This is a genomic window from Streptomyces yangpuensis (genome assembly GCF_001005295.1).
Taxonomy (GTDB): Bacteria; Actinomycetota; Actinomycetes; order Streptomycetales; family Streptomycetaceae; genus Streptomyces; species Streptomyces yangpuensis.
Window position 1 is genome coordinate 113,604 of sequence record NZ_LBMK01000009.1, and the last position, 21,308, is coordinate 134,911.

Here is a 21,308-nt window from a genome sequence, read left to right on the forward strand (position 1 = left end):
GTCAGATCTGCACGTCGACGAGGAACGGCCCGGGGTGGGACAGCATCCGGCCCACCGCGGCGACCGCCTCGTCCGGCTTCTCCACCCGCATCCCGCCGGCGCCGAGCGAGCGGGCCAGTCCGGCGAAGTCGATCTCGGGGTGCGAGAGGTCGAAGGAGCCCGGGAAGCCGTGCTCGGGGATGTCCCGCTCCCGCCAGTACTGGGCGATGTTGTCGTCCAGCAGCCGGTACTTGCGGTTGTTGCAGACGACGAACTTCGCGTCGATGCCGTGCCGGGCCGCGGTCCACAGCGCCTGGTAGGTGTACATGGAACCGCCGTCGCCCGCGAAGCCCACGACGAGCCGGTCCGGGCGGGCCAGCTTCGCGCCGACCGCCCCCGGGAAGCCCACGCCGAGCGATCCGCCCCGGGTGAGGTGGTAGTCGCCGGGACGCTCCGCCGGCAGGTACCGGGTGACCAGCGGCGAGGTGGTCAGCGCCTCGTCGAAGACGATCAGGTCCCCGCCGGTGCGTTCGGCCAGGGTCCGCAGGAAGACGCCCATGGGCGTGCCGTCGTCCTCGGTGGCCGCGCCCGCCTCCCGGTCCCGCTCCCGGGTCCGTACGTCGAGCCGGGCGGCCGCGGCGGCCCGGCGCTGCGGGGTCAGCTGCCGCTCCAGTACCCCGGCCAGCGCGTGCAGCGCCTGCCGGGGGTCGGCGGCGAGCCCCAGGTCCACCGGGTGGTTCTTGGCGATCTCGTAGGCGTTGAGGTCGATGTGGACGACCTTCGCGCCCGCCCGGAAGGGGCTCTCCAGCTCGGGGAACACCTCCGGGAAGACATAGGTGCCCACGATCAGCACCCCGTCGGCGTCGCCGATCAGCTCCTTGCTGTGCGGGCCGAACATGTGGCCCGTCTGGCCGCGCCGCAGCGGGTGCGAGGCCGCGATGTTCACCTCGGAGGAGTCGACCTCGTACACGTCGGCGCCCAGCAGCTCGGCGACGGCGACGAGCTCGCGCTGCGCCCCGGAGAGCGCCACCCCGTCGCCGACCAGCACGACCGGCCGTGCGGCGGAGGCGAGCAGTTCGGCCGCCCGGCCCACCGACGCCGGTGACGGCGCCACGTCCGTGAGCGGGACGGTGGCGGGCAGCACGGGCTCGGAGTTGAGCTCGTCCAGCACGTCCATCGGCAGCGCGACGAACACGGGCCCGCGGGGCGGGGTGAGCGCGATCTTCACGGCCCGCCGGACGGTGCGCAGCACCGAGCGGGGATCGGTGACGCGCGTCGCGTACTTGGTGACGGGCCTGGCCATCGCGACCAGGTCGGACGCCATCTGTGCGTCCATGGCGTCGTAGCGCACCCCGGCGTCGCCGGCGACGACGACGAGCGGTGTGTGGCCGCGCAGCGACTGGTAGAGCATCCCGATGCCGTTGCCGAGGCCCACCCCGGAGTGGAGCTGGAGGAGGGCCGCGCCGCCGGTCGCCCGGGCGTACCCGTCGGCGATGCCGGCGGCGACGGTCTCCTGGAGGGCGAGGACGTAACCGAAGTCCTCCGCCGCGTCCACCGCGTCGAGGAATCCCTGTTCCACCGTCCCCGGATTTCCGAACATCACCTTCAGGCCGTCGGCCTTGAACTGCTCGATCAGCCTTTCCCGTCCGGGAGTGGCTTCCATGAATTCCCCCTCGACCATTCGATTTCCCGTTGCTTTCCGGGACTACCAGCCGTATCGGGTGAGCCCGTCCTCCAGGACCTCTACGATCTTCTGTCCCGTCAGATAGGAGTCGGGGGTGGAACGTCCGGTGACGAAGGGGAAGTCGACGATCACCGAGACGGGTTTGCCGAAGTTCCCGTGGTACGCACCGCGCGGCCCCGTCGCGTCGCGCAGGATGTACTCCAGCGGATACGGCGGCGGCCCCATGTTGAAGTCGGTACCGAGGAATCCGGTGCCGTCCTTGTAGTCGTACTCCTTGCAGTGGCCGGTCACGTGCTTGCCCCAGATGATGCTCCTGCGGTCGTCCCAGTCCCGGGCGAAGGCCAGGCAGGCGACCCCGTAGCACTCGGCGGCCACGACCTTGCCGGCCTTCCGGAAGGCCAGGATCAGGGCGTGCACGCGCTCGTTGTTGGCGAGGTCGGCGATCGGGCCGCTGCCGCCGACGATGAGGACCGCGTCGTATCCGGCGATGTCGGCGTCGAGTTTGTCGAGGTCGCGGTGGTACTGCTCCAGCTTGGGCAGGTAGGCCGCGTCGCTCGTGTACGGGCGCTCGGGCACCCACGCTTCGATGTCGAGCGGCGAGTCCAGCCGGCTCGACTGTTCGAACTCCCGCCCGAGCCTGGCGTTCTCCTCGGTGGTCACCGAGCGTCCGAGGGGCGGGTCGATGTACTTCGCGTCGAGGCTCGGCGGAAGAGCGTGTGCACGCTTCCCGGTCGGCGTGGCGAATATGACCTCGTAGCCCCGCTCGTCGAACTTCGAGACGGGCCCTATCAGTTCTTCGGCCCAGTAACCGTGTTCGGAGACAATGACCAGAATCTTTCTGCTCACGTATTCCTCCAGCGCCGCCTGTTGTCGTTGGCGTCCCCCACACTGGCCGGGCCCCGGGCCTTCGTCAAAGCGCCGGCATGCGACTTCGTGAGGTAGCGGTACGGGCGACGGCAGCACTTCAGGAAGTCGTTCGCGGACGTCATGAAGTACCTCCAGGACTAACTGACTTCGGCCGAATCGGTGAACCATTTCGCGGGCCCCGGCCTAAGGTCTGGACGCGCCGTGAATCGCGGGCGCGCGAGCCGTGTTGCTGTGACGAGCATGAGCACGAGGAGAGGGACGGCGACGATGACGACGGATCTGCTGTGCACACACATCGATCGGATACGCCCGGTGGAGCCCACCGCGGCGGGCTGTGAGGAGTGCCTCCTCGCCGGCGACACCTGGGTGCACCTGAGGCTGTGCCTGACCTGCGGACACGTCGGGTGCTGCGACTCGTCGAAGAACCGTCACGCCACCCGGCACTACCGGAGCACCGAGCACCCGATCGCGGCCTCGCACGAGCCGGGCGAGGACTGGGCCTGGTGCTACGCCGACAAGCTGATGCTGGACCCCGCATGAGCACGGCCCGGGAGAGTTCCCCCGCGCCCGCCGCGCCCGCCGCGTCCGCCGCTCCCGCCACGTCCCCGGGCACCACCGAGCGTGCGGAGAGCCGCAAGCCGGTGATCCTGGCCGTCGACGACGACCCGCAGGTGCTGCGCGCCGTCCGCCGGGACCTGCGCAGCGCCTACGGCGACCGCTACCGGGTCCTCGGCGCCTCCTCTGCCGCCGACGCCCTGAAGATCCTCGACTCCCTCGACGAGCGGGGCCACGACCCGGCGCTGTTCCTCGTGGACCAGCGCATGCCGGACGTGACCGGCGTGGAGTTCCTGCTGGAGGCGGTCAGCCGCTTCCCGGACGCCCGCCGGGTGCTTCTGACCGCGTACGCCGAGACCGACGCGGCGATCACCGCGATCAACCGGGTCCGGCTGGACTACTACCTGCTCAAACCGTGGGACCCGCCGCACGAGCGGCTCTTCCCCGTCCTGGACGACCTGCTCTCGGACTGGCTGGCGACCTACCGGCCCGCCTACGACGGGATCATCGTCGCCGGCCACCTGGTCTCCCCCGGCACCCACGCCGTGCGGGACTTCTTCACCCGCAACGGCCAGCCGTTCCGCTTCCTCAACGTCGAACGGGACCCCGAGGCGCTGACCCTGATCGCAGCCCAGCCCGACGGCGCCCTGCCCCTGGTCCGCTTCCCGGACGGGTCGGTGCTCTCGGCGCCGACCGACACCCAGCTCGCCCAGCGCCTGGGCCTGGCCACCACCGCCTCCCGCCCGCACTACGAGTGCGTCATCGTCGGCGCGGGCCCCGCGGGCCTGGCGGCCGGCGTCTACGCGGCCTCCGAGGGCCTGTCCACGCTGATGCTGGACTCCCGCGCCCCGGGCGGCCAGGCCGGCACCTCCAGCCTGATCGAGAACTACCTCGGCTTCCCCTCTGGCCTCTCGGGCGGTGACCTGACCCGCCGGGCGACCATCCAGGCCTCCCGGTTCGGCGCCGAGATCCTGCACCCGGTGGAGGTGGTCTCACTGACCCGCGACGACCCGGCGAAGATCCTCACCCTCGCCGACGGCACGGAGATCTCCGCCGAGACGGTCCTGCTCGCGACCGGCGTCTCGTACAACCGGCTCGACGCGCCGGGCGCCGACCGTTTCGAGGGGGCCGGCCTCTACTACGGCGCGGCGACCACCGAGAGCTCGGCCTGCATCTCCCAGCACGTGTTCATCGTCGGCGGGGCCAACTCGGCGGGGCAGGCCGCCGTGCACTTCGCCAAGTACGCCGCCCGCGTGACGATCCTGGTGCGCGCGTCCTCCCTGGACGCGAGCATGTCCCGCTACCTGATCGACGAGATCGAACGCACCCCGAACATCGAGGTCAAGGTCCGCACCACGGTGGTCCGGCTGGACGGCGAGGAGCACCTCGAACGGCTGACCCTCCACGACGCGCAGACGGGCCGCGACACCGAGATCCCGGCGCGCTTCATGTTCACCTTCATCGGGGCCCGCCCGCACACCGACTGGCTCGCGGGCGTCGTCGAGCGGGACGAGTACGGCTTCGTCCTCACCGGTTCGGACCTGATCGCGAACGGCGGCGAGCTCCCGGCCGAGTGGAGCCTGGAGCGCGCCCCCTACCCCCTGGAGACGAGCGTGCCCGGCGTCTTCGCGGCGGGCGACGTCCGCGCCCACTCGGTCAAACGGGTCGCCTCGGGCGTGGGCGAGGGGGCGATGGCCGTCTCGCTGATCCACCGCTACCGCTCGATGGGCTGAGAGCGAACGCCCCGCTCCTTGCGATCAAGACCGGGACGGATGCAACGTTGATTACATGATTACAGCCGAACAGAGCGAACAGCTCCGCGCATGGTTCGCCGAGCGCCTGCCGGTGGACGTGTACGAGTCCCTCGACTCGGTCACCGCCGACCGCGAGGAGATCACGGTCGTCGGCAGCATCCCGGCGACCGAATCGGTACGGGAGTTCCGGATACGCACCCGCGAACAGCGCATCGAGGTGGCCCGCGAGGCCGAGGAGCTCTACCGCCGCAAGGTCGCCTGGGGCGTACGGGTGGGTGACGAGACGACCCTCTTCACCCACCTCGCCGTCCCCGTCATGACCCGGCTGCGCCAGTCCGAACGCCAGGTACTCGACACCCTGGTCGCCGGCGGCGTCGCCCGCAGCCGGGCCGACGCGCTGGCGTGGTGCGTGCGCCTCGTCGGGCGCAACACCGACAGCTGGCTGACGGAGCTGCGCGACTCCCTGGACCAGGTCGGCCGGGTCCGCGCCCAGGGTCCCGACGTCTCCGGCACGACCGACTCCATGAAGTCCGGGTCCGAATGACGAATCCGCCCCATGGCGCCGCGTGATCGCGTAAGGCTGGCCGGGACCTACACCCAGGGAGAGGTACGCACCATGACGACCACCGTCGAATACATCCGCTACCGGATCGCATTGGACGACCAGCAGGCCTTCGAGGACGCGTACGCCCGGGCGGCCGAGTCCCTGGCCGCCTCGCCCGAGTGCATCGACTACGAACTCGCCCGGTGCGAGGAGGAGAAGGAGCGCTACATCCTCCGGATCCGCTGGACCTCGATCGAGGCGCACCTGGGCGGCTTCCGCAAGGGGGAGCACTTCCCGGCCTTCTTCAGCGCGATCCGCCCCTACGTGACGGCCATCGAGGAGATGCAGCACTACCTCGTGACGGGCGTCGTGGGCACGGGAAAGGGCGCCGGACAGCGATGAGCACCACACCCACCATCTACGAGTGGATGGGCGGGGCGGAGGCCATGAACCGCCTCACCGACGCCTTCTACGCCCACGCCCTCCAGGACGAGATCCTGGCCCCGGTCTTCGCGGGCATGGACTCGGAGCACCCCCAGCACGTAGCGGTGTGGCTGTCGGAGGTCTTCGGCGGCCCGGCGGACTACACCGCCCACCACGGCGGCCACCAGCACATGGCCACCAAGCACCTGGGCCGGGCCATCACCGAGCAGCAGCGCCGCCGCTGGGTGGACCTGCTGATGGACACGGCCGACGAGGTCGGCCTCCCGACGGACCCGGAGTTCCGCGGGGTGTTCGCCTACTACATCGAGTGGGGCACCCGTATGGCCCTGATCTACTCGGGCCCCAACCCCCCGCCGGTCGACGCGGCCGAAATCCCGGTCTGGTCCTGGGGCCAGACCCCGCCCTGGACCCCGAAGACGGACTGAACCCCCGGCACCGGGTGGCTCCACCCCACCCGGTGCCGCGGCCGCCTGAGGCACTCGTTCAGCCCCGGCGCCTCCGGCCCCCGCCGCACCGTCCAGCCCCGCCGGCGCATGAGGCGCGGGGCCGGGGGCGGAGCCCCGGTCTTCAGCCTCGCCGGCGTTTGAGGCGCGGGGCCCGGGGCGGAGCCCCGACAACCGGCCCGCCCCCAGCCTCCGGCAAGGCCAGCACCACAGCGAACCCCACCTCGCCGCGACCACCCTTCCGCCAGAAATCCACCGCCTCCTCCAGCACCTCCACAAACGTCTCCCACTCCCCCGCCCGCTCCCCCGCGTACCCGCGCCACGAGGTCACCGCCACCAGCCGCCCCGCGGCCCCCGGCAACCAGGACAGATCCCGCAAGGCATCCGCGAGCGCGTCCCAGTTCCCGCCGACCCACTCCGGCAGCCGCAAGGCCTCCCCGCACCGCGCCATCAGACCGGCCTTGCTCCGTACGCCGTCCAGGTCCAGCCGCAGGGTCGTCCAGCCCGCCTCCTCGGCGGCGGCGAGCGCCGGGGCGAGCGGCTGCGGCTCAAGGGTCATCGGAGAACCGCCTTGAAGGTCTCGTAGTGGTCGTCCGTGTAGTAGAACTCCCCGCCCTCACCCGTCACGATCCGCCGGGCACCGCGGTCCCGCTCCCCCGGCGTGCGCACCGTGAACTCGTGGTAGTAGCCGCGCTTCTGGCGCGGCAGGACCTTCTCGAAGTTCCCGAAGACGGTGCCGTCCTGCCGGTACGGGTACGGGCCGCCCCTGTCGATCAGCGCGAGGACGTCCCGCGCCTGCCGTGGCAGCGCGTCGGCCCGTACGACGGCCATCCCCCGCGCCCAGCCGGGAACGGCATCGGGAACGGCATCAGGAACGCCACCGGGGTCCGTACGTGCGGCCCCGCTGGGAGCCGCCCCGCGGTCGGCACTGCCACTGGCGACGGCGGGGCCGGGTCCCTGCGCCCCACAGCCCGCCACGGCGACGAGCGCGACACAGAGGACCACGGCCCCCAGCGAACGCAGCAACCATCGGGGCACGGTCCGGAAGATCATGCGCCGATCGTGTCGAATATCCGATTCGCCCGCGAATCGCTCGGTCGCGTCAGAGCGCGGCCATCTTGCTGTACGGACTCAGGATGCGCTTCTGGACCGCACCGAAGTCGACGAGAACGGCGATCCCCTCCTCGATTCCGACGACACGGCCGAGGCCGTGCTCGTCGTGGGTGACCCGGTCCCCGACGTTGAACTGCCGGATGGGCTGTTCCACGGGGGCCTTGAACGGGCTGGACGGCAAATGGCGGCGAGGCACTGCTGATTTTGTCATCGGATCCAGTATGCGCCCAGCGGGCCGTCCCGCGGCGCCCCTTCAGGTCTCGATCCCGGCACCATCCGCACCATCCACACCCCGAGGCCCCCGACGCGGTGCCCGTACGCCCCTACAGGTCGTCGGGGTCGGCCCGGTCCAGGGCCGGCCGCAGCCCCGGAGCCGACTCGGTCAGCAGGTAGTCGGCGACCGCCGTGTCCGTGACCAGGCTGGTCACCAGCCCCGACCGCAGCACCGCGCCGATCGCGGAGGCCTTGCGCAGCCCTCCCGCGATCGCCACGACCTCGGGGATCCGCCGCAGCCGGTCCGCCTCGACGGTGATGCACCGCTCGCCGAGGTCCCGGCCGACCCGCCGGCCCTCGGCGTCGAAGAGGTGGGCGGACATCTCGGCCGCGACACCCAGCGAGGCGTAGTGCGCCCGCTCCTCGTCCGTCAGCATGTCGTGGACGGTCGAGATGCCCGGCTCCCACGAACCGATGGAGACGGCCGCGACCGTCACCTTGTCGAAGTAGTCGAAGGCGCGGGCGATCCCGGTCTGGCTGCGCAGCGCGGCCGCCGTCGCCGGGTCGGGGAGCAGCATGGGCGCGTAGATCGGGTGCGCGTCGCCGCCCGACACCTGCGCGGCCCTGCGTACGGCCTCGACCGAGCCGCGCTCCGCCGTCCCTGCGTCGTACACGCCGGTCAGCTGGACCACGGTGCACTGCGGGAGGCGGTGCAGGGAGGCGGCCATGTGGATGGTCGACCGGCCCCACGCGAGGCCCAGTACGTCGCCCTCGCTGACCAGTTCGCCCAGCAGGTCGGCGGCGACCGCGCCCAGGTTCTCCGGGTCCGGGGCGTCCTCGGTGGTGTCGGCGGGCGACTCCACCACGACGGCGTGCCGGAGCCCGTACCGGGCCCGGAGCGCGTCCGACCGCTCGGCGTCGAGCTCGGCCGGTACCCGGATCTCGATGCGTACGAGGTCGCGTTCGAGGGCGGTCTCCAGCACCCTGGCCACCTTGAAGCGGCTCACGCCGAACTCCTCGGCGATCTGGATCTTGGACTTGCCCTCCAGGTAGAAGCGGCGCGCCATGGCCGCCGCCTGCACCAGCTCCGCGGGTCCCATCCGCAGGGCTGACCGTCCCGCCGACATTGCAGACACCGCGTTCTCCTCACTGCTGTTCACACTCTCGTGTTCACACTCTCGACTCGTCGTTCATCCTGTCAGATCCGACGGCCGTTGATCAGCCTGGACAGCTCCCGTTCACCGAGCTGTTCATCAATGCTCCGCTCAGTGGTCACAAGCCCACGGCGCCGCTGCGATCGCCGCACCCGCCTGGTCACGCAGCGTACGGACGGCGGCCGCCGGATCGACCGCCCCGTAGACCGCGCTGCCCGCCACGAAGACGTCCGCGCCGGCCTCGGCGCAGCGCTCGATGGTGGAGGCCGACACCCCGCCGTCGACCTGGAGCCACAGCTCCAGACCGTGCTTGGCGATCAGCTCCCGGGTACGGCGGATCTTGGGGAGCATGATGTCGAGAAAGGGCTGGCCGCCGAAGCCGGGCTCGACCGTCATGATCAGCAGCATGTCGAGCTCGGGGAGGATGTCCTCGTACTGCTCGATCGGCGTCGCGGGCTTGAGCGCCATGGAGGCCCGCGCCCCCTTGGCCCGGATCTCCCGCGCGAGGCGTACGGGCGCCGCCGCGGCCTCGGCGTGGAAGGTGACCGAGCCCGCGCCGGCCTCCACGTACTGCGGAGCCCAGCGGTCCGGGTTCTCGATCATCAGGTGCAGGTCCAGCGGGATGTCCGTGGCCCGGCTCAAGGACTCCACGACCGGCACGCCGAGGGTGAGGTTCGGGACGAAATGGTTGTCCATGACGTCGACATGCAGCCAGTCGGCCCCCTCGACGGCCTTCGCCTCCTCGGCGAGACGGGCGAAGTCGGCGGACAGGATGCTGGGATAAATCTGAGCGGCCATGCCCCAAGCCTGCCATGCCTCCGGCCGCTTCCGGCCACGACCCCGCAAGTCAGGATCCGCACAGTGACGCTAAAAGAACAGCGAAAGACCCTTAAGCCACCCTTACAGATTTGCTTCAGCCCTAGCCGAGGGCGACGCCGGGGCAGGGAGGGGGAGGCGGAAGGCCCGGCGGGGCGAGGCCCGAGGGCGGTCCGGAGTAGCGGGAGCCGGTCGGGCCTTGGCCAGTGACGCGTATGGGGGTTTCCCGTCAGTCTCATCGTCTCTCCGTGTCGTGCCGGTCCGTCAAGGGCGCTCCTTCGTCGCGTCNCGGCCACCCTTGACCGACCGTCCCGCCCCGGAAATCCGAAAGACTGCCAGGAAGCCCCCAAAGGGACGGGCCGGGAGCAGAAAGACACAGACGAGGCGGGTGCGCTGCGCGGGCGGAGCCCGGTGCGCCCCCAATCGCTACGCGCTCCTGCCCTCCGGCGTCCGCGAGCCTCTGTGGCTGGTCATAAGCCGCCACAGATCGCTACGCGCTTCTCGATCACGCGTCCGCATACCGTCTGGGGCGGGTCACAGGCCGCAGAGGCCTGGATTGCTCCTCACGGAGGGCGCCTGAAGGCTGTCGTGGGGAGAAAGACGCCAGATGACGGCTGAGGCGAAGCCGATCCGGGTCAGGGAGGGCGGGCGCCGCAAAGAGGCTTCAATATGCCCCAATTGCTCATATATGGGCGTGTGCATGGGATCTCGCAGTGGCCCTGACGGGGATTGAGTTCGGCTGAGGCGATGGATCGGCCTTTCAGGCCTCTCATGCGCCCCGATCAGCACAAAACTGGTGGCTGACGCCGTCCCGGAGGAGCTCGTAGCGATCGATGGCGGTCTATGACCGACCACGGGGGCTCGCAGACGCCTACCGACAGAAGCGCGTAGCGATCTGTGGCGGACTCTGCCCAGCCCAAGAGGCTGACAGACGCCGCCAGACAGGAGCGCGTAGCGATGGGAGGCGCACCGGGCTTCGCCCGCGCAGCGCACCCACCTCGTCTGTGTCCTTTCTGCTCCCGGCCCGTCCCTTTGGGGGCTTCCTGGCAGTCTTTCGGATTTCCGGGGCGGGACGGTCGGTCAAGGGTGGCCGNGACGCGACGAAGGAGCGCCCTTGACGGACCGGCACGACACGGAGAGACGATGAGACTGACGGGAAACCCCCATACGCGTCACTGACCAAGGCCCAAACGGCTCCCGCCCCCACCCCACCGCCCCGCCTCACACCCTGCGCCAGCGTCGTCCTTTACGCCGGCGGCGCGCCGCGCAGGTGGCGCAGCAGCCTCTCCAGGGCGGCCCAGCTTTCAGCCGTCTCGGCGTCGCCGAGTGCGTAGTAGAAGCCCGGCCGGGCCTTCGGGCCCAGTTGCACCGGGGCTACCTTGAGCGGCGTCCTGCTCGCGGTGTCCCGCCCCGCCTCCTGGACCTCCGCCGGGCCGAGTACGAAGGCGTACGGCAGCGGCGGGTGCTCGTAGTGGGGCGGGGCGCTCAGGTCCCGGCGGGCTTCGCGCAGCTGGCAGAGCATGGTCTTGAGCCCGTACCGGGTCACCAGCTCCTCTGCCAGCCCCGGAAGGGCCGCAAACGGTATCTCCTCGCCCTGGCCGTAGCCCAGGGTGAGGGTGATGTCCTCCTCCACCCCCTCCGGGGTGCGGATCACGCGGAGTGTGGCGACGGCGGGCCGGTCCGGCGTGCCGACGACAACGGTCCAGGTGGAGCGTGGGGCCCGCTCGTAGGCCAGCTCGGTCAGCTGGCGCCGCGACCACTTCAGGCCTGCGGGCTCGGAGGTCCCCCAGCCGGCCGGCGGGCCACCTGTCAGCGCCTGCCAGGCGGCTTCGAGCGCGCCGCCGAGGACGAGGTCCGCCGTGGGGCGGTGCAGGGTACGGAAGGAGACGCTGAGCTGGCGCTCACCGGTGGGTCCGGCCGCGGACTCCCTGAAGGCCTGCGCCACCGGCGTCTCGCCGTTCTCGCCCCGGGCAGGGGCGAAGGCGTCGTCCTGCCAGGTCAGTACGGCGCCCGTGAGCCCGTCGTAGTAGCCGCACCGCTCGTCCTGCACCACCCAGCGGGCGGGCATGGACTGCAGCAGCAGGCGGGTGGGCGTGGAGAGGCGGCAGTGCGGCGGGGTGACGATCTGCAGGGACCGGTCGCTCTCCACGGTGGCCCGCAGCACCTCGGAGAGCCAGCTCGTCATGGGGACGACGGGGCGGTCCTGGAGGACGACGGCGGCCTTGTCGGTGAGCATGTCCACGGCCGGCTGGGCGGCGGCGGGCGCCGGTACGGCGGTGATGCCGGACACGTCGACCGGGCGGGCCGCGCCGACGGTGCCTGGGGCGTCCGGCGGCCAGACCCGCCCGCCCAGGAGCATGGTCAGCCGGGCCGCGAAGGCCCCGGCGAGCTGCTCGGCCTGCGGCACGCCCGCGGCGGCGCGCGCCTCGACCCACCACGCCGGGCCGTCGCCCGACAGCTCGGCTCCCGGCCCCAGCAGCCGGACCGCCTCGCCCGGCACCTGGAGCATCAGCGGGACCTCGATCGAGACGAGCGGCCGGCCCTCGCCATCGCACAGTTGCACCACGGCGCCGTCGCCAGCGGAATCGACCAGCAGGTCCGGTCCGCCCGCGAGCAGGCCCGCCAGGACGCTCAGCGCGTCCGGCATGCGCTCGGTGAGCGCGATCACGTCCTTGGTCATGCCGTGTTCCTTGTCGTCATCTCACTCGTGCCACTCATGTCGCTCGTATATTTCTCTCAGTGCCTCGCGGGCCTCCGCGCGCACTCGTTCGTCTCCGAAGGTCAGCAGGTACTCGCCGAACCGGCGGCCTTCCGGGCCCCGCGCACGGGAGACGATGGGGACGGCATGGATCAGCGCTCGCGGGGAGCGGCTGACGTCGAGCACGCTCATGGCCGACGCCACGCCCAGGCACCCGTCGACCGTGGAAACACCGGACGCCAGGTCCACCAGCTGTGTGGGCAGGTCGAACGAGCGCTTCTCACCCGCCGCCAGTGACCGCACGCCCCGGCCGATGACGTCCCTGACGTCGTCCAGCAGCACCCCGAGCGTGCTCCTGTCGAACAACTCGCCCAGCTTGTCCTCGAAGTACTCGCTGTCGGCGATCCGCACCAGCGCGCGGGCGGCGTGCAGCCGAAGGGGCTCGGTTCCCTTCTCCCGTGTCAGGTCCCGCTCGGCGACGGCATCCGCGAGCTGCGCGAACGTGTTGTCCACGGAGAACTTCCGGTCGATCGAGATGCCGTACCAGGCAGCCCTCCTGGGATCCGCAGCGGCACGGACCACCGCCTCGTAGCCCGCCGCCTCGCCCCAGGTCGTCAGCACCACGCACGCCAGGAATCGCTCGATCTCGGACGGGCCTGGACCGTTCATCAAGGCGACGAGGCCGGGAACACGGTTCAGGTGACGGGGACTTTCGAACGCGTCGTAGATGACGTCATGGATGTCGTCCGTCGGTCGTCCGTCGAAATCCGTACCGAGCAATGGGTCATATCCCTGCACGGTCCGGCGCCTCCTCTCGCCGAATGCGTCGCCCACTAGCCGAGTAGGGCACCGGACACGTCCGGTCCCAGCCCGTCGATGATGTCGGGAGCCTTCAGGCCGTAACCCTCGGCGCATCCGTAGTACGTCGGCTCGCCGGGCTCCGCCGCGACGCCGAGTACTTGCTCGATCTCCCGCAGGGCGGCGGCGAGCCGGGGCGCGTTGTTGGCGTGGATGCGCGGCTGCGGCCGGCCCTGGAAATCGCATTGCGCCCAGACGTCGTGGTGCACGGACAGTTCGACCCAGACATCCGTTTCGTCGGGCGCCAGAAAGAGTTCCACCAGCCGGTCCTCGCGGTGGCGTTCACCGTCCGCGTCGAACCAGGCTCCCGATCCCAGCAATATGATCGAGCTGATTCGCGCCTGCGGATGAAATGAACGGAGCCGATCCGGCAATGCCGGGCCGGCGATCGCACTCGGGCTGACGCTCAGGCAGCTATCGCCCGCGAGGCCCCTTCTGGCGGCGTGACGCCAGGACCACCCGATTGAATGCGGCTCCAGCAGATCGTGCTTCTCGAGCACCGCGCTCATGCGCGCCGCAGCGTTGAGCGCGAACTCCAGATCGGGACCCGTCACATCATCCAGGATCCAGGTCCACGATCCGCTCTCCTGGGGAGCACGCATCAACATGGCCGGCCAACTCTCCTACGTCGGGGCAGCACATGCTGCCGGGATATCTGACGACCGGGCCAACAGAGCTTTGGCGCGGCCGAGGAGGTCACTGTCCTCCACCTCCGCACACTGCGCCTCGACATCAGTGACGATCCGCCGCAGAAGCTTCGCCCACTCTCCGATGAATTCCTCCGTGAGGACCAAGACATCGCCCCGCTCCGCGAGCAGCGACTCGTAGTTGCCGAGCGTGCTGTGCCAGCACGCCCGGATCCTCAGTGAATCGCCCTCGCGGACGATCACCCACTCGGCCGAGAACGTGTCCGACCCCCAGAAGACCTGGGCGTCCGAGAATCCCGGGCGTCCTACCTCCTCAAGGAGGGGCACGAGGTCATCAAGCAGGACGGCAAGGTCATTGCGGTAAGACAGCCGCACCGGCACCAGATTCCACACAAGGATGGCGTCCTCGGTCCCGGAGGCGTACATCCCACCGACCGCGTCGGCCAGGTCAGCGGCGCACCGGCACTCCCGAACGGCCGGGCGGCCCGCCTGGATCGCAAAACTCGACGCCATGTGGTCACCCAGGCGGCATCGGCTGTTCCGGCGCCTCATTGAAAAGGTAATCGTACATCGCCTGAAGGTAAGACCGGAGGGTCTCCCTGTCGGGAAATTCGATATCGGTCAGCCGCTCATATTCAGCCGGCCCGAATTCCTCGTCCGCCAGGGCCCGGGCAAACCCCATACGGACCGCTTCGACAAAAGAATCATTGAATCCCATCAGCGTGGGCCTGAGATATCCACTCGTATCATAACCCTCCACCATATTGAGATACCCCTTGACAAAGCGCTCAAATCGCTCGTCCACTGAACTCCTCTTTTACGGGTGACGGCCGGGTGCCGGGTTGGCGAACATGGTATGCAGGGTCAATTTGCCATCGTGGAGGCGGTAGACCGGAACGATCGATCCGCCTTCGAAGTCAACCGACTTGAACTCGGAGAGATTATTGGGGTCGCGATAATATCCGGTGAATCGATCCTCAGCTTTCGACCCCAAGACGTCCTCGATGGATGCGTCTTTCGGCATCTCCCCGGTTCGCGCGAACTCGTCGCGAAAATATGCGTCCGCTCGCACCATGTCTTCCGCATGATCAAATCGAGTGGCGTAAGGGCCGACGCGGTGGACGCCACCGTGCACGCCGTCCACCGTCTCTCCGGTCAGCGGGTCGATGTTGTTTTCGGACTTGAGCAACCCCGGATAGTTCGAGTTCGGTCCGTACACCTTCGGCACCCCGTTGTCGTCGCGGAGTACCGTACCAAGGCGGTCGATCAATGCCTGGTCGGCAGGGTAGAGATGACGGCCTGGCGCATGCCCCTCGCCGCCCTGCCTGTCGTCCAGGTCCTTGATGCGTTCGTCGACCACCTTGGGGTCCATCGGCTGGTCGCCCGCCCCGCCGGTCGAAGCGTCCGGGGCATCGCCCTGGCCGCCTCCGTCACCGGAGTTGCCCGAGGTGTCGTGGCCGCCGGCGTCACCCTGGTGCGGAACGCCTGAGCCGTCGCCGTGGTGCGGGCCGGTCGAGCCGCCACCCGAGCCGTCGCCGCCCGTCGTGGCCGTGTCGCCGTGCGAGGCGGTACCGCCACCTGTCGTGTGGGGGGCGGTATGTGCCCCTGCTCCCCCGCCGCCGCCCGGCGTGGTGTGGCTGTTGTGGGCCGTGTTGTGGCCCGTGCCGCCGGGGGTGTGGGATGCCGAGCCGCCGACGGAGTGGTTGCTGCCACCCGGGGCGTGGGATCCGCCGGTCGCGTGGGCAGGGCCCGTCGGGTGGCCCGTGGAGTTCTCCGCTCGGCTGGGGCCGCCCGCGCCTTCGAGGACGCGTTCCCTGGCCGGGGCAGGCTCATGGGTGTTGGGCAGGTCGTCCTTGTGCGGCTCCCGGACGGGCTCGGTGTCGGGGACGACGTTGCCGTGCTCGTCGCGGATGGTGCCGTCGTGGCCGACGACACGCTTCTTGCCCTGCGGGTCGGTGTACTCGTAGCCGGGGGGCGCGGTCGTGTCGGCCGGGTGGGGGGAGGCTCCGCCGGGCATGTTGCGGGCCATGTCGTCCACGCCCGCCCTGCTCGCCTTCAGGCCCTCCATGAAGTCGCCGACCTTGATCTTGGTGACGCTCGCGGCCTTGCCGAGGTAGCTCATCGGGTCGACGAGCACGCCTGCCTTGCCCACCACGGTCGCGATCTCCGAGCCCACGCCCAGTTTCCCGGCCCGGCCGAGCTTGAGGGCCGAACCGGCGCCGAGCGTCAGGACGTTGAACAGCACCGTCCCGCCCGCCCGTGCGGGATCCTTGCCCCACTCGTCCCACGCGACCAGCGACTTGCCGAAGTTGCGCAGGGCCGCCTTGTTCTTCTCGCGGACGCTGTGGTCCGCCGGGCCGAGCATCTTGTCCATCGCCCAGTCCCACGGCGTGAGGAGGTAGCCGCTGACACCCTGGAAGACGTCACCGATGCCCGACCAGGTCTCCTTGAGGGTGTCCATGTCGAACACGTTGACCATGTTGCCGAGGCCCTTGAGGGTGCCCCAGACTCCGTCGACGAAGAAGCCCTTCAGGCCGCTGCCGACGTTGTCCTTCGTCCACTCCCACGCCGCGCGCAGACCCGTGTACTCGCGCTCGTCGGCCGTACCCCAAGGCGTCTCCTTGGCGTCCTTGACGTCGCTCGCCTTGAAGCCGTACATGCCGGCCTTGTGGGAACCGTCGTCGACGACGAAGTGCGTGCCGCCCACCAGGCTGGTGATCTTGTTGGCCGCGTCGCGCTCGACGCCCTGGAACGCCACCCAGGTCACGCCGACCTCGCGGACGAGGCGCGCGTTCTCGTCGATCTTGCCCTGGTCCTGCTGCCAGTCCTCGTCGTCCTTGTTGTCCGCGACGAACTTCTCCGCGTCGATGCGGAGTTGCTTCATCTTGTCCACCAGCGGACGGGCGCTCGACGCGAAACCCGTCAGCGCCCCGCTGACGGACTCCAGCTTCGTCGCGAAGGCATCCGCCTTGTCCCGCACGGGAATCGTCGAGTTGAGCAACTCCTCCTGCTCGGGGGCGTCATAGACCGGGTCCAGCGCCTGGAAGGCGTTGTGCACGTCCCTGCCGGTGCCGCGGATGCCGGAGGCGGTCGTCTTGAGCGCGGCCGCGTGCGTCTCCAGGGTGTCCAGGTTGCCGGTGAAGGTCGGTATCTTCCCGACGTCGATCACTTCTTGGGACCCTTCAGCTCTTCCGCGGTCGGAGCCTTGGAGTACTCCTCCTGCTTGTTCTTCGCCATCTGCAGGTCGCCCTTGACGTACTCCTCGGTGGCCAGGCGCGCACCGGTGATGGACTTGCCCGTCCGGACGGGAAGGAACTTCAGGTCGTTTTCCGTTCGCTGCTGAAACTCAAGCAATGCCTGGGCCACAGGGCCGAACGCGCCCTCCTTGGGCAGCTCGGTCCCGCCCAGCACCATCGTGCCCGCCCACGTCGCGGCGCCGACCAGGCCGTCGCTGTACGACGTGAACTCTTCCTCGAACTTGCTGCCCGCTTCGGCGGTTTTGTTCAGTACGCCTCGGACGCCGGCTGGCTTGATGTCCCACGTAGACACGTTGTCCCCCGTTCCTCACAACGCTTCTCTCCAGTGCCCCGACGCCGGGCAACGGCATCGCCGCCCACCCGCACAGGTGATCCATTTCTATCAACCCGGCATTGCTGTCTGCAAAGTGAATGAGGGTCATCCGGTCCTGTCGGCCATCCCTGGCACGGAGTTGTGACCGAGCATGGAACGACCCCACGCCGATTCACGACCCCGGCAGTTCAGGGTGCGCGGTCCCCTTCCGCTGCGTGCCGGGGTCCGCGAGGACCGCCTCCGCGGCGGCCTGCACTCCGGCCTCGGAGTCGGCGGCGAGCCGGCGTAGGAAGACCCGGTGCTCGGGCAGGTAGCAGGTGGCGGCCGGCTCGTCCGCCAGTACGGGGGAAAGGGGCTATGGCGTCGGTCTGCCGGCGCCCACTGACAGGGTCACGACAGCGCGTGGATACGGGACGCCCCCGCGACGGACGTCGTCGCGGGGGCGTCGGGCCGTACGGCGCGGGGCCGGGCGCGGCTACGCCGTGCGGCGCAGCAGGGCCAGGTACATCGCGTCCGTGCCGTGCAGGTGGGGCCAGAGCTGGACGTCCGGGCCGTCGCCCAGGGCGGGGACGCCGGCCATGAACGGCCGGGCGTCGATGAGTTCGGCGGACACCGGCGCGTTGCCGGCGCCGCGGCCCTTGAGGACGTCGTCCACCACGACCCGGGTCTCCGCCAGGTGCGGGGAGCACGTCGCGTAGCCGACGACCCCGCCGACCCGCACCGCCGTCAGCGCCTGCCGTAGCAGCCCGCGCTGGAGCGGCGCGAAGCCCTCCAGGTCCTCCGGGCGACGGCGCCAGCGCGCCTCCGGGCGGCGGCGCAGTGCGCCGAGGCCGGAGCACGGCACGTCCATCAGGACGCGGTCGAAGGAGCCCGGCCGCCACGCCGGACGGGTGCCGTCGGCCGTGATGACCTGGTACGGGCCCGGGTTGCCCGCGAGGGCCCGCTCCACCAGCCGGGCCCGGTGCGGCTGCTTCTCCGAGGCCAGCAGGAAGGCCCCGCGCTCGGCCGCGAGCGCGCCGAGCAGGGCCGCCTTGCCGCCCGGGCCGGCGCAGCCGTCGAGCCAGCGCTCGTCACGGCCTTCGACGGGTACGGCCGCGAGGGCCATCGCCACCAGCTGGCTGCCCTCGTCCTGGACGCCGGCGCGGCCCTCGCGCACCGCCTCCAGCGCGCCCGGCTCGCCGCCCTCGGCCATCCGGACGGCGTACGGCGACCAGCGGCCCGGGAGCGCCGACTCCTCGCCGACGGCCTCCAGCAGCTCCTGCGGGGTGGACCGGCCCGGCCGGGCGACCAGGGTCACCTCGGGCCGCTCGTTGTCGGCCTCCAGCAGGTCCTCGATCCCGGCGCGTCCGCCGCCCAGCGCGTCCCACAGGGCGCTGACGACCCACCTGGGGTGCGAGTGGTAGACGGCGAGGTGCTCCTCGGCGTCCTCCTCGTACGGCGGCGCGACCCGCTCCAGCCAGCCGTCCAGGTCATGCGCGGCGATCTTCCGCAGTACGGCGTTGACGAACTTGGCGCGCCCGTCCCCGAGCACCACCCGGGCCAGCTCCACGCTCGCCGAGACGGCCGCGTGGGTGGGGATCCGGGTGCCCAGGAGCTGGTGGGCACCGAGGGAGAGGACGTCCAGGACCGGCGGGTCCACCTCGCGCAGGGGGCGGTCGATGCAGGCCTTGATGACCGCGTCGTAGGTGCCCTGGCGGCGCAGCGTCCCGTAGACCAGCTCGGTGGCCAGTGCCGCGTCGCGCGCCTGGAACTTCTCGTCCTGGCGGGCCTTCCTGAGCAGCGGCGGCAGGACGAGGTTGGCGTAGGCGTCGCGTTCGTCCACCGCCCGCAGCACCTCGAAGGCCAGCATCCGGACGGGGTCCTTCTGGGGCCGGCGGTACGGCTTGGCCTGCTTGCCGCCCGCTCCTGCGGGGGCGGGCCTGCGGCGGGGCTGACGGGGCTGTTCGCTCACGTGAAAGGTGCTCCGGATGTACGAGTGCTACGAAATACTTCGAGGTGCTGCGAGGTACAGCGAGGTGCTGCGAGTGGTGCGGCCGCCGGGAGGGCGGGGATGCGGGGTGCGGTCCCGGCGTGTCGCGGGCGGCCGGCACGGCCGCACCGTGCCGCACTGTTCAGCCTACGTCGGCCCCGCCGAGCCGCTCGCCGGGGGCGATCCGCACCCCGCGCGCCCAGTCGGCTGCCCGCATCGGCTTCTTGCCCTGCGGCTGGACCCAGAGCAGCTCGACGGCGTGCGAGCCGGTGCCGACGTGAACGTTGTTCTTGGTGGCGGACAGCGCGCCCGGCGCCAGGTCGGTGCGGTCGGCGACCATGCCCAGCGAGATCAGCTTGAGCCGCTCCCCCCGGAAGACGGTCCACGCGCCCGGGGTCGGCGTGCAGCCGCGTACGACGCGGTCGGCACGCATCGCGGGGGCCGTCCAGTCGATCCGGGCGTCCTCCACCGTGATCTTGGGTGCGAGGGAGATCCCGTCGTCGGGCTGGGCGACGGCGCGCAGGGTGCCGTCCTCGATGCCGTCCATGGTGGCGGCGAGGAGTCCGGCGCCGGCGAACGCGAGCCGCGTGAGCAGGTCGCCGCTGTTGTCGGTCGGCCGGATCTCCTCGGTGAGGACGCCGTAGACCGGACCCGAGTCCAGGCCTTCCTCGATCTGGAAGGTGGAGGCGCCGGTGAGCTGGTCGCCCGCCATGATCGAGTGCTGGACGGGGGCGGCTCCGCGCCAGGAGGGCAGCAGGGAGAAGTGCAGGTTGACCCAGCCGTGGCGCGGGATGTCGAGGGCGCTCTTGGGGAGGATGGCCCCGTAGGCGACGACCGGGCAGCAGTCGGGGCCGATGTCGCGCAGCCGGGCCTGGAACTCGGGGTCGCGCGGCCGGGTGGGCTTGAGGACCTCGATGCCGGCCTCTTCGGCGCGTTCGGCGACCGGGCTGGCGACGAGCCGCCGGCCGCGCCCGGCCGGTGCGTCGGGCCGGGTGACGACGGCCGCGACCTCGTGCCGCCCGGAGGCGATCAGGGCGTCCAGGGCGGGTACGGCGACCTCGGGGGTGCCTGCGAAGACGAGCTTCACTGGGGGTCCTACCTCGCTATGTCGGCTGTCAGCAGCGCACCAGTCTATGGGGCGTCAGCCGGACGCCCCACCCGTGGTCCGGAGGGGGCGTGCGTACACGCGCGCGCCACTCGCATATGCCGACACGCCCCCACAGCGTGACCTGCACGACGGGTGGCGCGTTGGTCAAGAGAGATTGACCGAAACGGGCCGCGTGCGAACGATGTCTGCGGCCCGGTCCGCCCTTCAGCACCGGTTCGAGAGGCTTCTTCATGGCCGACCACGCCACCCACGACGCCCAAGCCCGGGCCAGCCTGCACCTCCTGGTACGGGACATCGAGCGGGTCCGCCGGCAGGTGGATGCCCTGCGTACGCTCACCGCCCAGCTCGGCAACGTGTACCGCCCGCGTCGCTCGGGCCCCTCCACGGGCTTCGTCGTCTACGGCCGGGCGCCCGCGCCCACCGTCCGCCTCGCCCAGGAGCTGCGGGACAGCGTGGAGACGCTGGTCACCGCCGCGGTGGACTTCGACCGCTCGCTCGGCTTCTCGTGGGACGCGGTCGGCTCGGCGCTCGGTGTCACCAAGCAGGCGGTGCACCGCCGCTACGGTGCCCGGCGGGCGCAGTCGGCGGAGGCCGCCGAGCCGCTGGCCGAGGGGACGACCACCCGGACCCTCGGGCCGCTGCCCACCGTCCCGGCCGCCCGTTCGGTGCCGCCGCAGCCGGTGCGCGAGGAGGCCCAGGCCGCTGCCGCTGCCACCGCCACCGCCACCGCCACTGCCACTGCCACTGCCGGAGGTCCTCCCGTACGCGGCCTCGGGGAGGTTCCGCGGTCCCCGGCCTTCCCCGGGCCGCGCAGCGGCTGACGCCGTCCCGCCGCCGGGACGCCGACCCCCGACGGCCGGCTCCGGGCCGCCCCGCATGCGATCGCCCCGGC

23 protein-coding genes are annotated in these 21,308 nt (G+C 70.9%); 6 read left to right on the forward strand and 17 right to left on the reverse strand.

The genetic code is table 11. The features are described from left to right. Position 1 precedes the first annotated feature (1 nt). The gene (locus tag AAT21_RS31150) at positions 2 to 1,642 is read right to left on the reverse strand and encodes a thiamine pyrophosphate-binding protein (protein ID WP_046780477.1); all 1,641 of its coding nucleotides are present in this window, start codon (positions 1,640 to 1,642) and stop codon (positions 2 to 4) included. Positions 1,643 to 1,684: 42 nt separating this feature from the next. Next, on the reverse strand, positions 1,685 to 2,509 hold the full coding sequence (locus AAT21_RS31155) for a type 1 glutamine amidotransferase domain-containing protein (protein ID WP_030964488.1): 825 nt from the start codon (positions 2,507 to 2,509) through the stop codon (positions 1,685 to 1,687). Positions 2,510 to 2,770: 261 nt separating this feature from the next. Between AAT21_RS31155 and AAT21_RS31160 the strand changes: the two genes are divergently transcribed. The 5 genes from AAT21_RS31160 to AAT21_RS39930 all read left to right on the forward strand — a co-directional run bounded on the left by AAT21_RS31160 (position 2,771) and on the right by AAT21_RS39930 (position 6,252). Further along, complete coding sequence (locus AAT21_RS31160) at positions 2,771 to 3,070, forward strand: UBP-type zinc finger domain-containing protein (protein ID WP_412180359.1); 300 nt, start codon at positions 2,771 to 2,773, stop codon at positions 3,068 to 3,070. Further along, a complete protein-coding gene (locus AAT21_RS31165; RefSeq protein ID WP_079026083.1) occupies positions 3,067 to 4,818 on the forward strand; it encodes an FAD-dependent oxidoreductase in 1,752 nt (583 codons plus the stop codon). Before AAT21_RS31160 ends, AAT21_RS31165 begins: the two co-directional genes overlap by 4 nt. Before the next feature lie 55 nt (positions 4,819 to 4,873). Next, positions 4,874 to 5,383 carry a hypothetical protein gene (locus tag AAT21_RS31170; protein WP_046780338.1) on the forward strand — a complete coding sequence of 170 codons (510 nt, stop codon included), beginning with the start codon at positions 4,874 to 4,876 and terminating at the stop codon, positions 5,381 to 5,383. 72 nt (positions 5,384 to 5,455) lie between these two features. Further along, positions 5,456 to 5,785, forward strand: coding sequence for a putative quinol monooxygenase (locus AAT21_RS39925; RefSeq protein WP_030036642.1), 330 nt, complete (start codon positions 5,456 to 5,458; stop codon positions 5,783 to 5,785). Further along, on the forward strand, positions 5,782 to 6,252 hold the full coding sequence (locus AAT21_RS39930; protein ID WP_046780339.1) for a group II truncated hemoglobin: 471 nt from the start codon (positions 5,782 to 5,784) through the stop codon (positions 6,250 to 6,252). The genes AAT21_RS39925 and AAT21_RS39930 overlap by 4 nt, the downstream gene beginning before the upstream one ends. Before the next feature lie 142 nt (positions 6,253 to 6,394). Here AAT21_RS39930 and AAT21_RS31185 read toward each other — a convergent pair whose 3' ends face one another. From AAT21_RS31185 to fmt, 15 genes are all read right to left on the reverse strand, one after another. Continuing rightward, complete coding sequence (locus AAT21_RS31185; RefSeq protein WP_046780340.1) at positions 6,395 to 6,829, reverse strand: barstar family protein; 435 nt, start codon at positions 6,827 to 6,829, stop codon at positions 6,395 to 6,397. Then, positions 6,826 to 7,323 (reverse strand): guanyl-specific ribonuclease, encoded by a 498-nt coding sequence (locus AAT21_RS31190; RefSeq protein ID WP_046780341.1) that lies wholly within the window; start codon positions 7,321 to 7,323, stop codon positions 6,826 to 6,828. Before AAT21_RS31190 ends, AAT21_RS31185 begins: the two co-directional genes overlap by 4 nt. 49 nt (positions 7,324 to 7,372) lie before the next feature. Then, positions 7,373 to 7,594 carry a CarD family transcriptional regulator gene (locus AAT21_RS31195; RefSeq protein WP_046780342.1) on the reverse strand — a complete coding sequence of 74 codons (222 nt, stop codon included), beginning with the start codon at positions 7,592 to 7,594 and terminating at the stop codon, positions 7,373 to 7,375. Positions 7,595 to 7,706: 112 nt separating this feature from the next. Next, positions 7,707 to 8,723, reverse strand: a complete 1,017-nt coding sequence (locus AAT21_RS31200; RefSeq protein ID WP_030964475.1) for a sugar-binding transcriptional regulator — start codon at positions 8,721 to 8,723, stop codon at positions 7,707 to 7,709. Positions 8,724 to 8,861: 138 nt separating this feature from the next. Beyond that, positions 8,862 to 9,548, reverse strand: a complete 687-nt coding sequence (rpe, locus tag AAT21_RS31205; RefSeq protein WP_046780343.1) for a ribulose-phosphate 3-epimerase — start codon at positions 9,546 to 9,548, stop codon at positions 8,862 to 8,864. 1,264 nt (positions 9,549 to 10,812) lie between these two features. Then, a complete protein-coding gene (locus AAT21_RS31210) occupies positions 10,813 to 12,246 on the reverse strand; it encodes a DUF6177 family protein (protein ID WP_046780344.1) in 1,434 nt (477 codons plus the stop codon). A 21-nt stretch (positions 12,247 to 12,267) separates the two neighbouring features. Then, positions 12,268 to 13,098, reverse strand: a complete 831-nt coding sequence (locus AAT21_RS31215) for a hypothetical protein (protein WP_235439293.1) — start codon at positions 13,096 to 13,098, stop codon at positions 12,268 to 12,270. Beyond that, positions 13,098 to 13,730 carry a hypothetical protein gene (locus tag AAT21_RS31220; RefSeq protein WP_052758075.1) on the reverse strand — a complete coding sequence of 211 codons (633 nt, stop codon included), beginning with the start codon at positions 13,728 to 13,730 and terminating at the stop codon, positions 13,098 to 13,100. The genes AAT21_RS31215 and AAT21_RS31220 overlap by 1 nt, the downstream gene beginning before the upstream one ends. A 15-nt stretch (positions 13,731 to 13,745) precedes the next feature. After that, a complete protein-coding gene (locus tag AAT21_RS31225; RefSeq protein WP_046780345.1) occupies positions 13,746 to 14,282 on the reverse strand; it encodes a hypothetical protein in 537 nt (178 codons plus the stop codon). Positions 14,283 to 14,286: 4 nt separating this feature from the next. Then, positions 14,287 to 14,574 (reverse strand): hypothetical protein, encoded by a 288-nt coding sequence (locus AAT21_RS31230; protein WP_046780346.1) that lies wholly within the window; start codon positions 14,572 to 14,574, stop codon positions 14,287 to 14,289. A 12-nt stretch (positions 14,575 to 14,586) separates the two neighbouring features. Beyond that, positions 14,587 to 16,938: a hypothetical protein gene (locus AAT21_RS31235; protein WP_046780347.1), complete on the reverse strand. Its 2,352-nt coding sequence runs from the start codon at positions 16,936 to 16,938 to the stop codon at positions 14,587 to 14,589. Then, positions 16,935 to 17,318, reverse strand: a complete 384-nt coding sequence (locus AAT21_RS31240) for a DUF6507 family protein (protein ID WP_046780348.1) — start codon at positions 17,316 to 17,318, stop codon at positions 16,935 to 16,937. Before AAT21_RS31240 ends, AAT21_RS31235 begins: the two co-directional genes overlap by 4 nt. A 193-nt stretch (positions 17,319 to 17,511) precedes the next feature. Beyond that, complete coding sequence (locus AAT21_RS36290) at positions 17,512 to 17,679, reverse strand: Imm21 family immunity protein (protein ID WP_079026085.1); 168 nt, start codon at positions 17,677 to 17,679, stop codon at positions 17,512 to 17,514. Positions 17,680 to 17,814: 135 nt separating this feature from the next. Beyond that, the gene (locus AAT21_RS31245; protein ID WP_046780349.1) at positions 17,815 to 19,290 is read right to left on the reverse strand and encodes an RsmB/NOP family class I SAM-dependent RNA methyltransferase; all 1,476 of its coding nucleotides are present in this window, start codon (positions 19,288 to 19,290) and stop codon (positions 17,815 to 17,817) included. A 160-nt stretch (positions 19,291 to 19,450) separates the two neighbouring features. Further along, positions 19,451 to 20,395 carry a methionyl-tRNA formyltransferase gene (gene fmt, locus AAT21_RS31250; protein ID WP_046780350.1) on the reverse strand — a complete coding sequence of 315 codons (945 nt, stop codon included), beginning with the start codon at positions 20,393 to 20,395 and terminating at the stop codon, positions 19,451 to 19,453. A gap of 251 nt (positions 20,396 to 20,646) precedes the next feature. On the opposite strand from fmt, the gene AAT21_RS31255 reads away from it, so the two are divergent. After that, positions 20,647 to 21,237 (forward strand): hypothetical protein, encoded by a 591-nt coding sequence (locus tag AAT21_RS31255; protein WP_046780351.1) that lies wholly within the window; start codon positions 20,647 to 20,649, stop codon positions 21,235 to 21,237. Positions 21,238 to 21,308 lie beyond the last annotated feature (71 nt).

Bases quoted from the DNA above. Each gene is read 5' to 3' on its own strand.
- rpe (WP_046780343.1), bottom strand. From the start codon at position 9,548: ATGGCCGCTCAGATTTATCCCAGCATCCTGTCCGCCGACTTCGCCCGT.
- AAT21_RS31255 (WP_046780351.1), top strand. From the start codon at position 20,647: ATGGCCGACCACGCCACCCACGACGCCCAAGCCCGGGCCAGCCTGCAC.
- AAT21_RS31170 (WP_046780338.1), top strand. From the start codon at position 4,874: ATGATTACAGCCGAACAGAGCGAACAGCTCCGCGCATGGTTCGCCGAG.
- AAT21_RS31220 (WP_052758075.1), bottom strand. From the start codon at position 13,730: ATGTTGATGCGTGCTCCCCAGGAGAGCGGATCGTGGACCTGGATCCTG.
- AAT21_RS39925 (WP_030036642.1), top strand. From the start codon at position 5,456: ATGACGACCACCGTCGAATACATCCGCTACCGGATCGCATTGGACGAC.
- AAT21_RS31210 (WP_046780344.1), bottom strand. From the start codon at position 12,246: ATGACCAAGGACGTGATCGCGCTCACCGAGCGCATGCCGGACGCGCTG.
- AAT21_RS31185 (WP_046780340.1), bottom strand. From the start codon at position 6,829: ATGACCCTTGAGCCGCAGCCGCTCGCCCCGGCGCTCGCCGCCGCCGAG.
- AAT21_RS31190 (WP_046780341.1), bottom strand. From the start codon at position 7,323: ATGATCTTCCGGACCGTGCCCCGATGGTTGCTGCGTTCGCTGGGGGCC.
- AAT21_RS31150 (WP_046780477.1), bottom strand. From the start codon at position 1,642: ATGGAAGCCACTCCCGGACGGGAAAGGCTGATCGAGCAGTTCAAGGCC.
- AAT21_RS31165 (WP_079026083.1), top strand. From the start codon at position 3,067: ATGAGCACGGCCCGGGAGAGTTCCCCCGCGCCCGCCGCGCCCGCCGCG.
- AAT21_RS31195 (WP_046780342.1), bottom strand. From the start codon at position 7,594: ATGACAAAATCAGCAGTGCCTCGCCGCCATTTGCCGTCCAGCCCGTTC.
- AAT21_RS39930 (WP_046780339.1), top strand. From the start codon at position 5,782: ATGAGCACCACACCCACCATCTACGAGTGGATGGGCGGGGCGGAGGCC.
- AAT21_RS31225 (WP_046780345.1), bottom strand. From the start codon at position 14,282: ATGGCGTCGAGTTTTGCGATCCAGGCGGGCCGCCCGGCCGTTCGGGAG.
- AAT21_RS31200 (WP_030964475.1), bottom strand. From the start codon at position 8,723: ATGTCGGCGGGACGGTCAGCCCTGCGGATGGGACCCGCGGAGCTGGTG.
- AAT21_RS31160 (WP_412180359.1), top strand. From the start codon at position 2,771: ATGAGCACGAGGAGAGGGACGGCGACGATGACGACGGATCTGCTGTGC.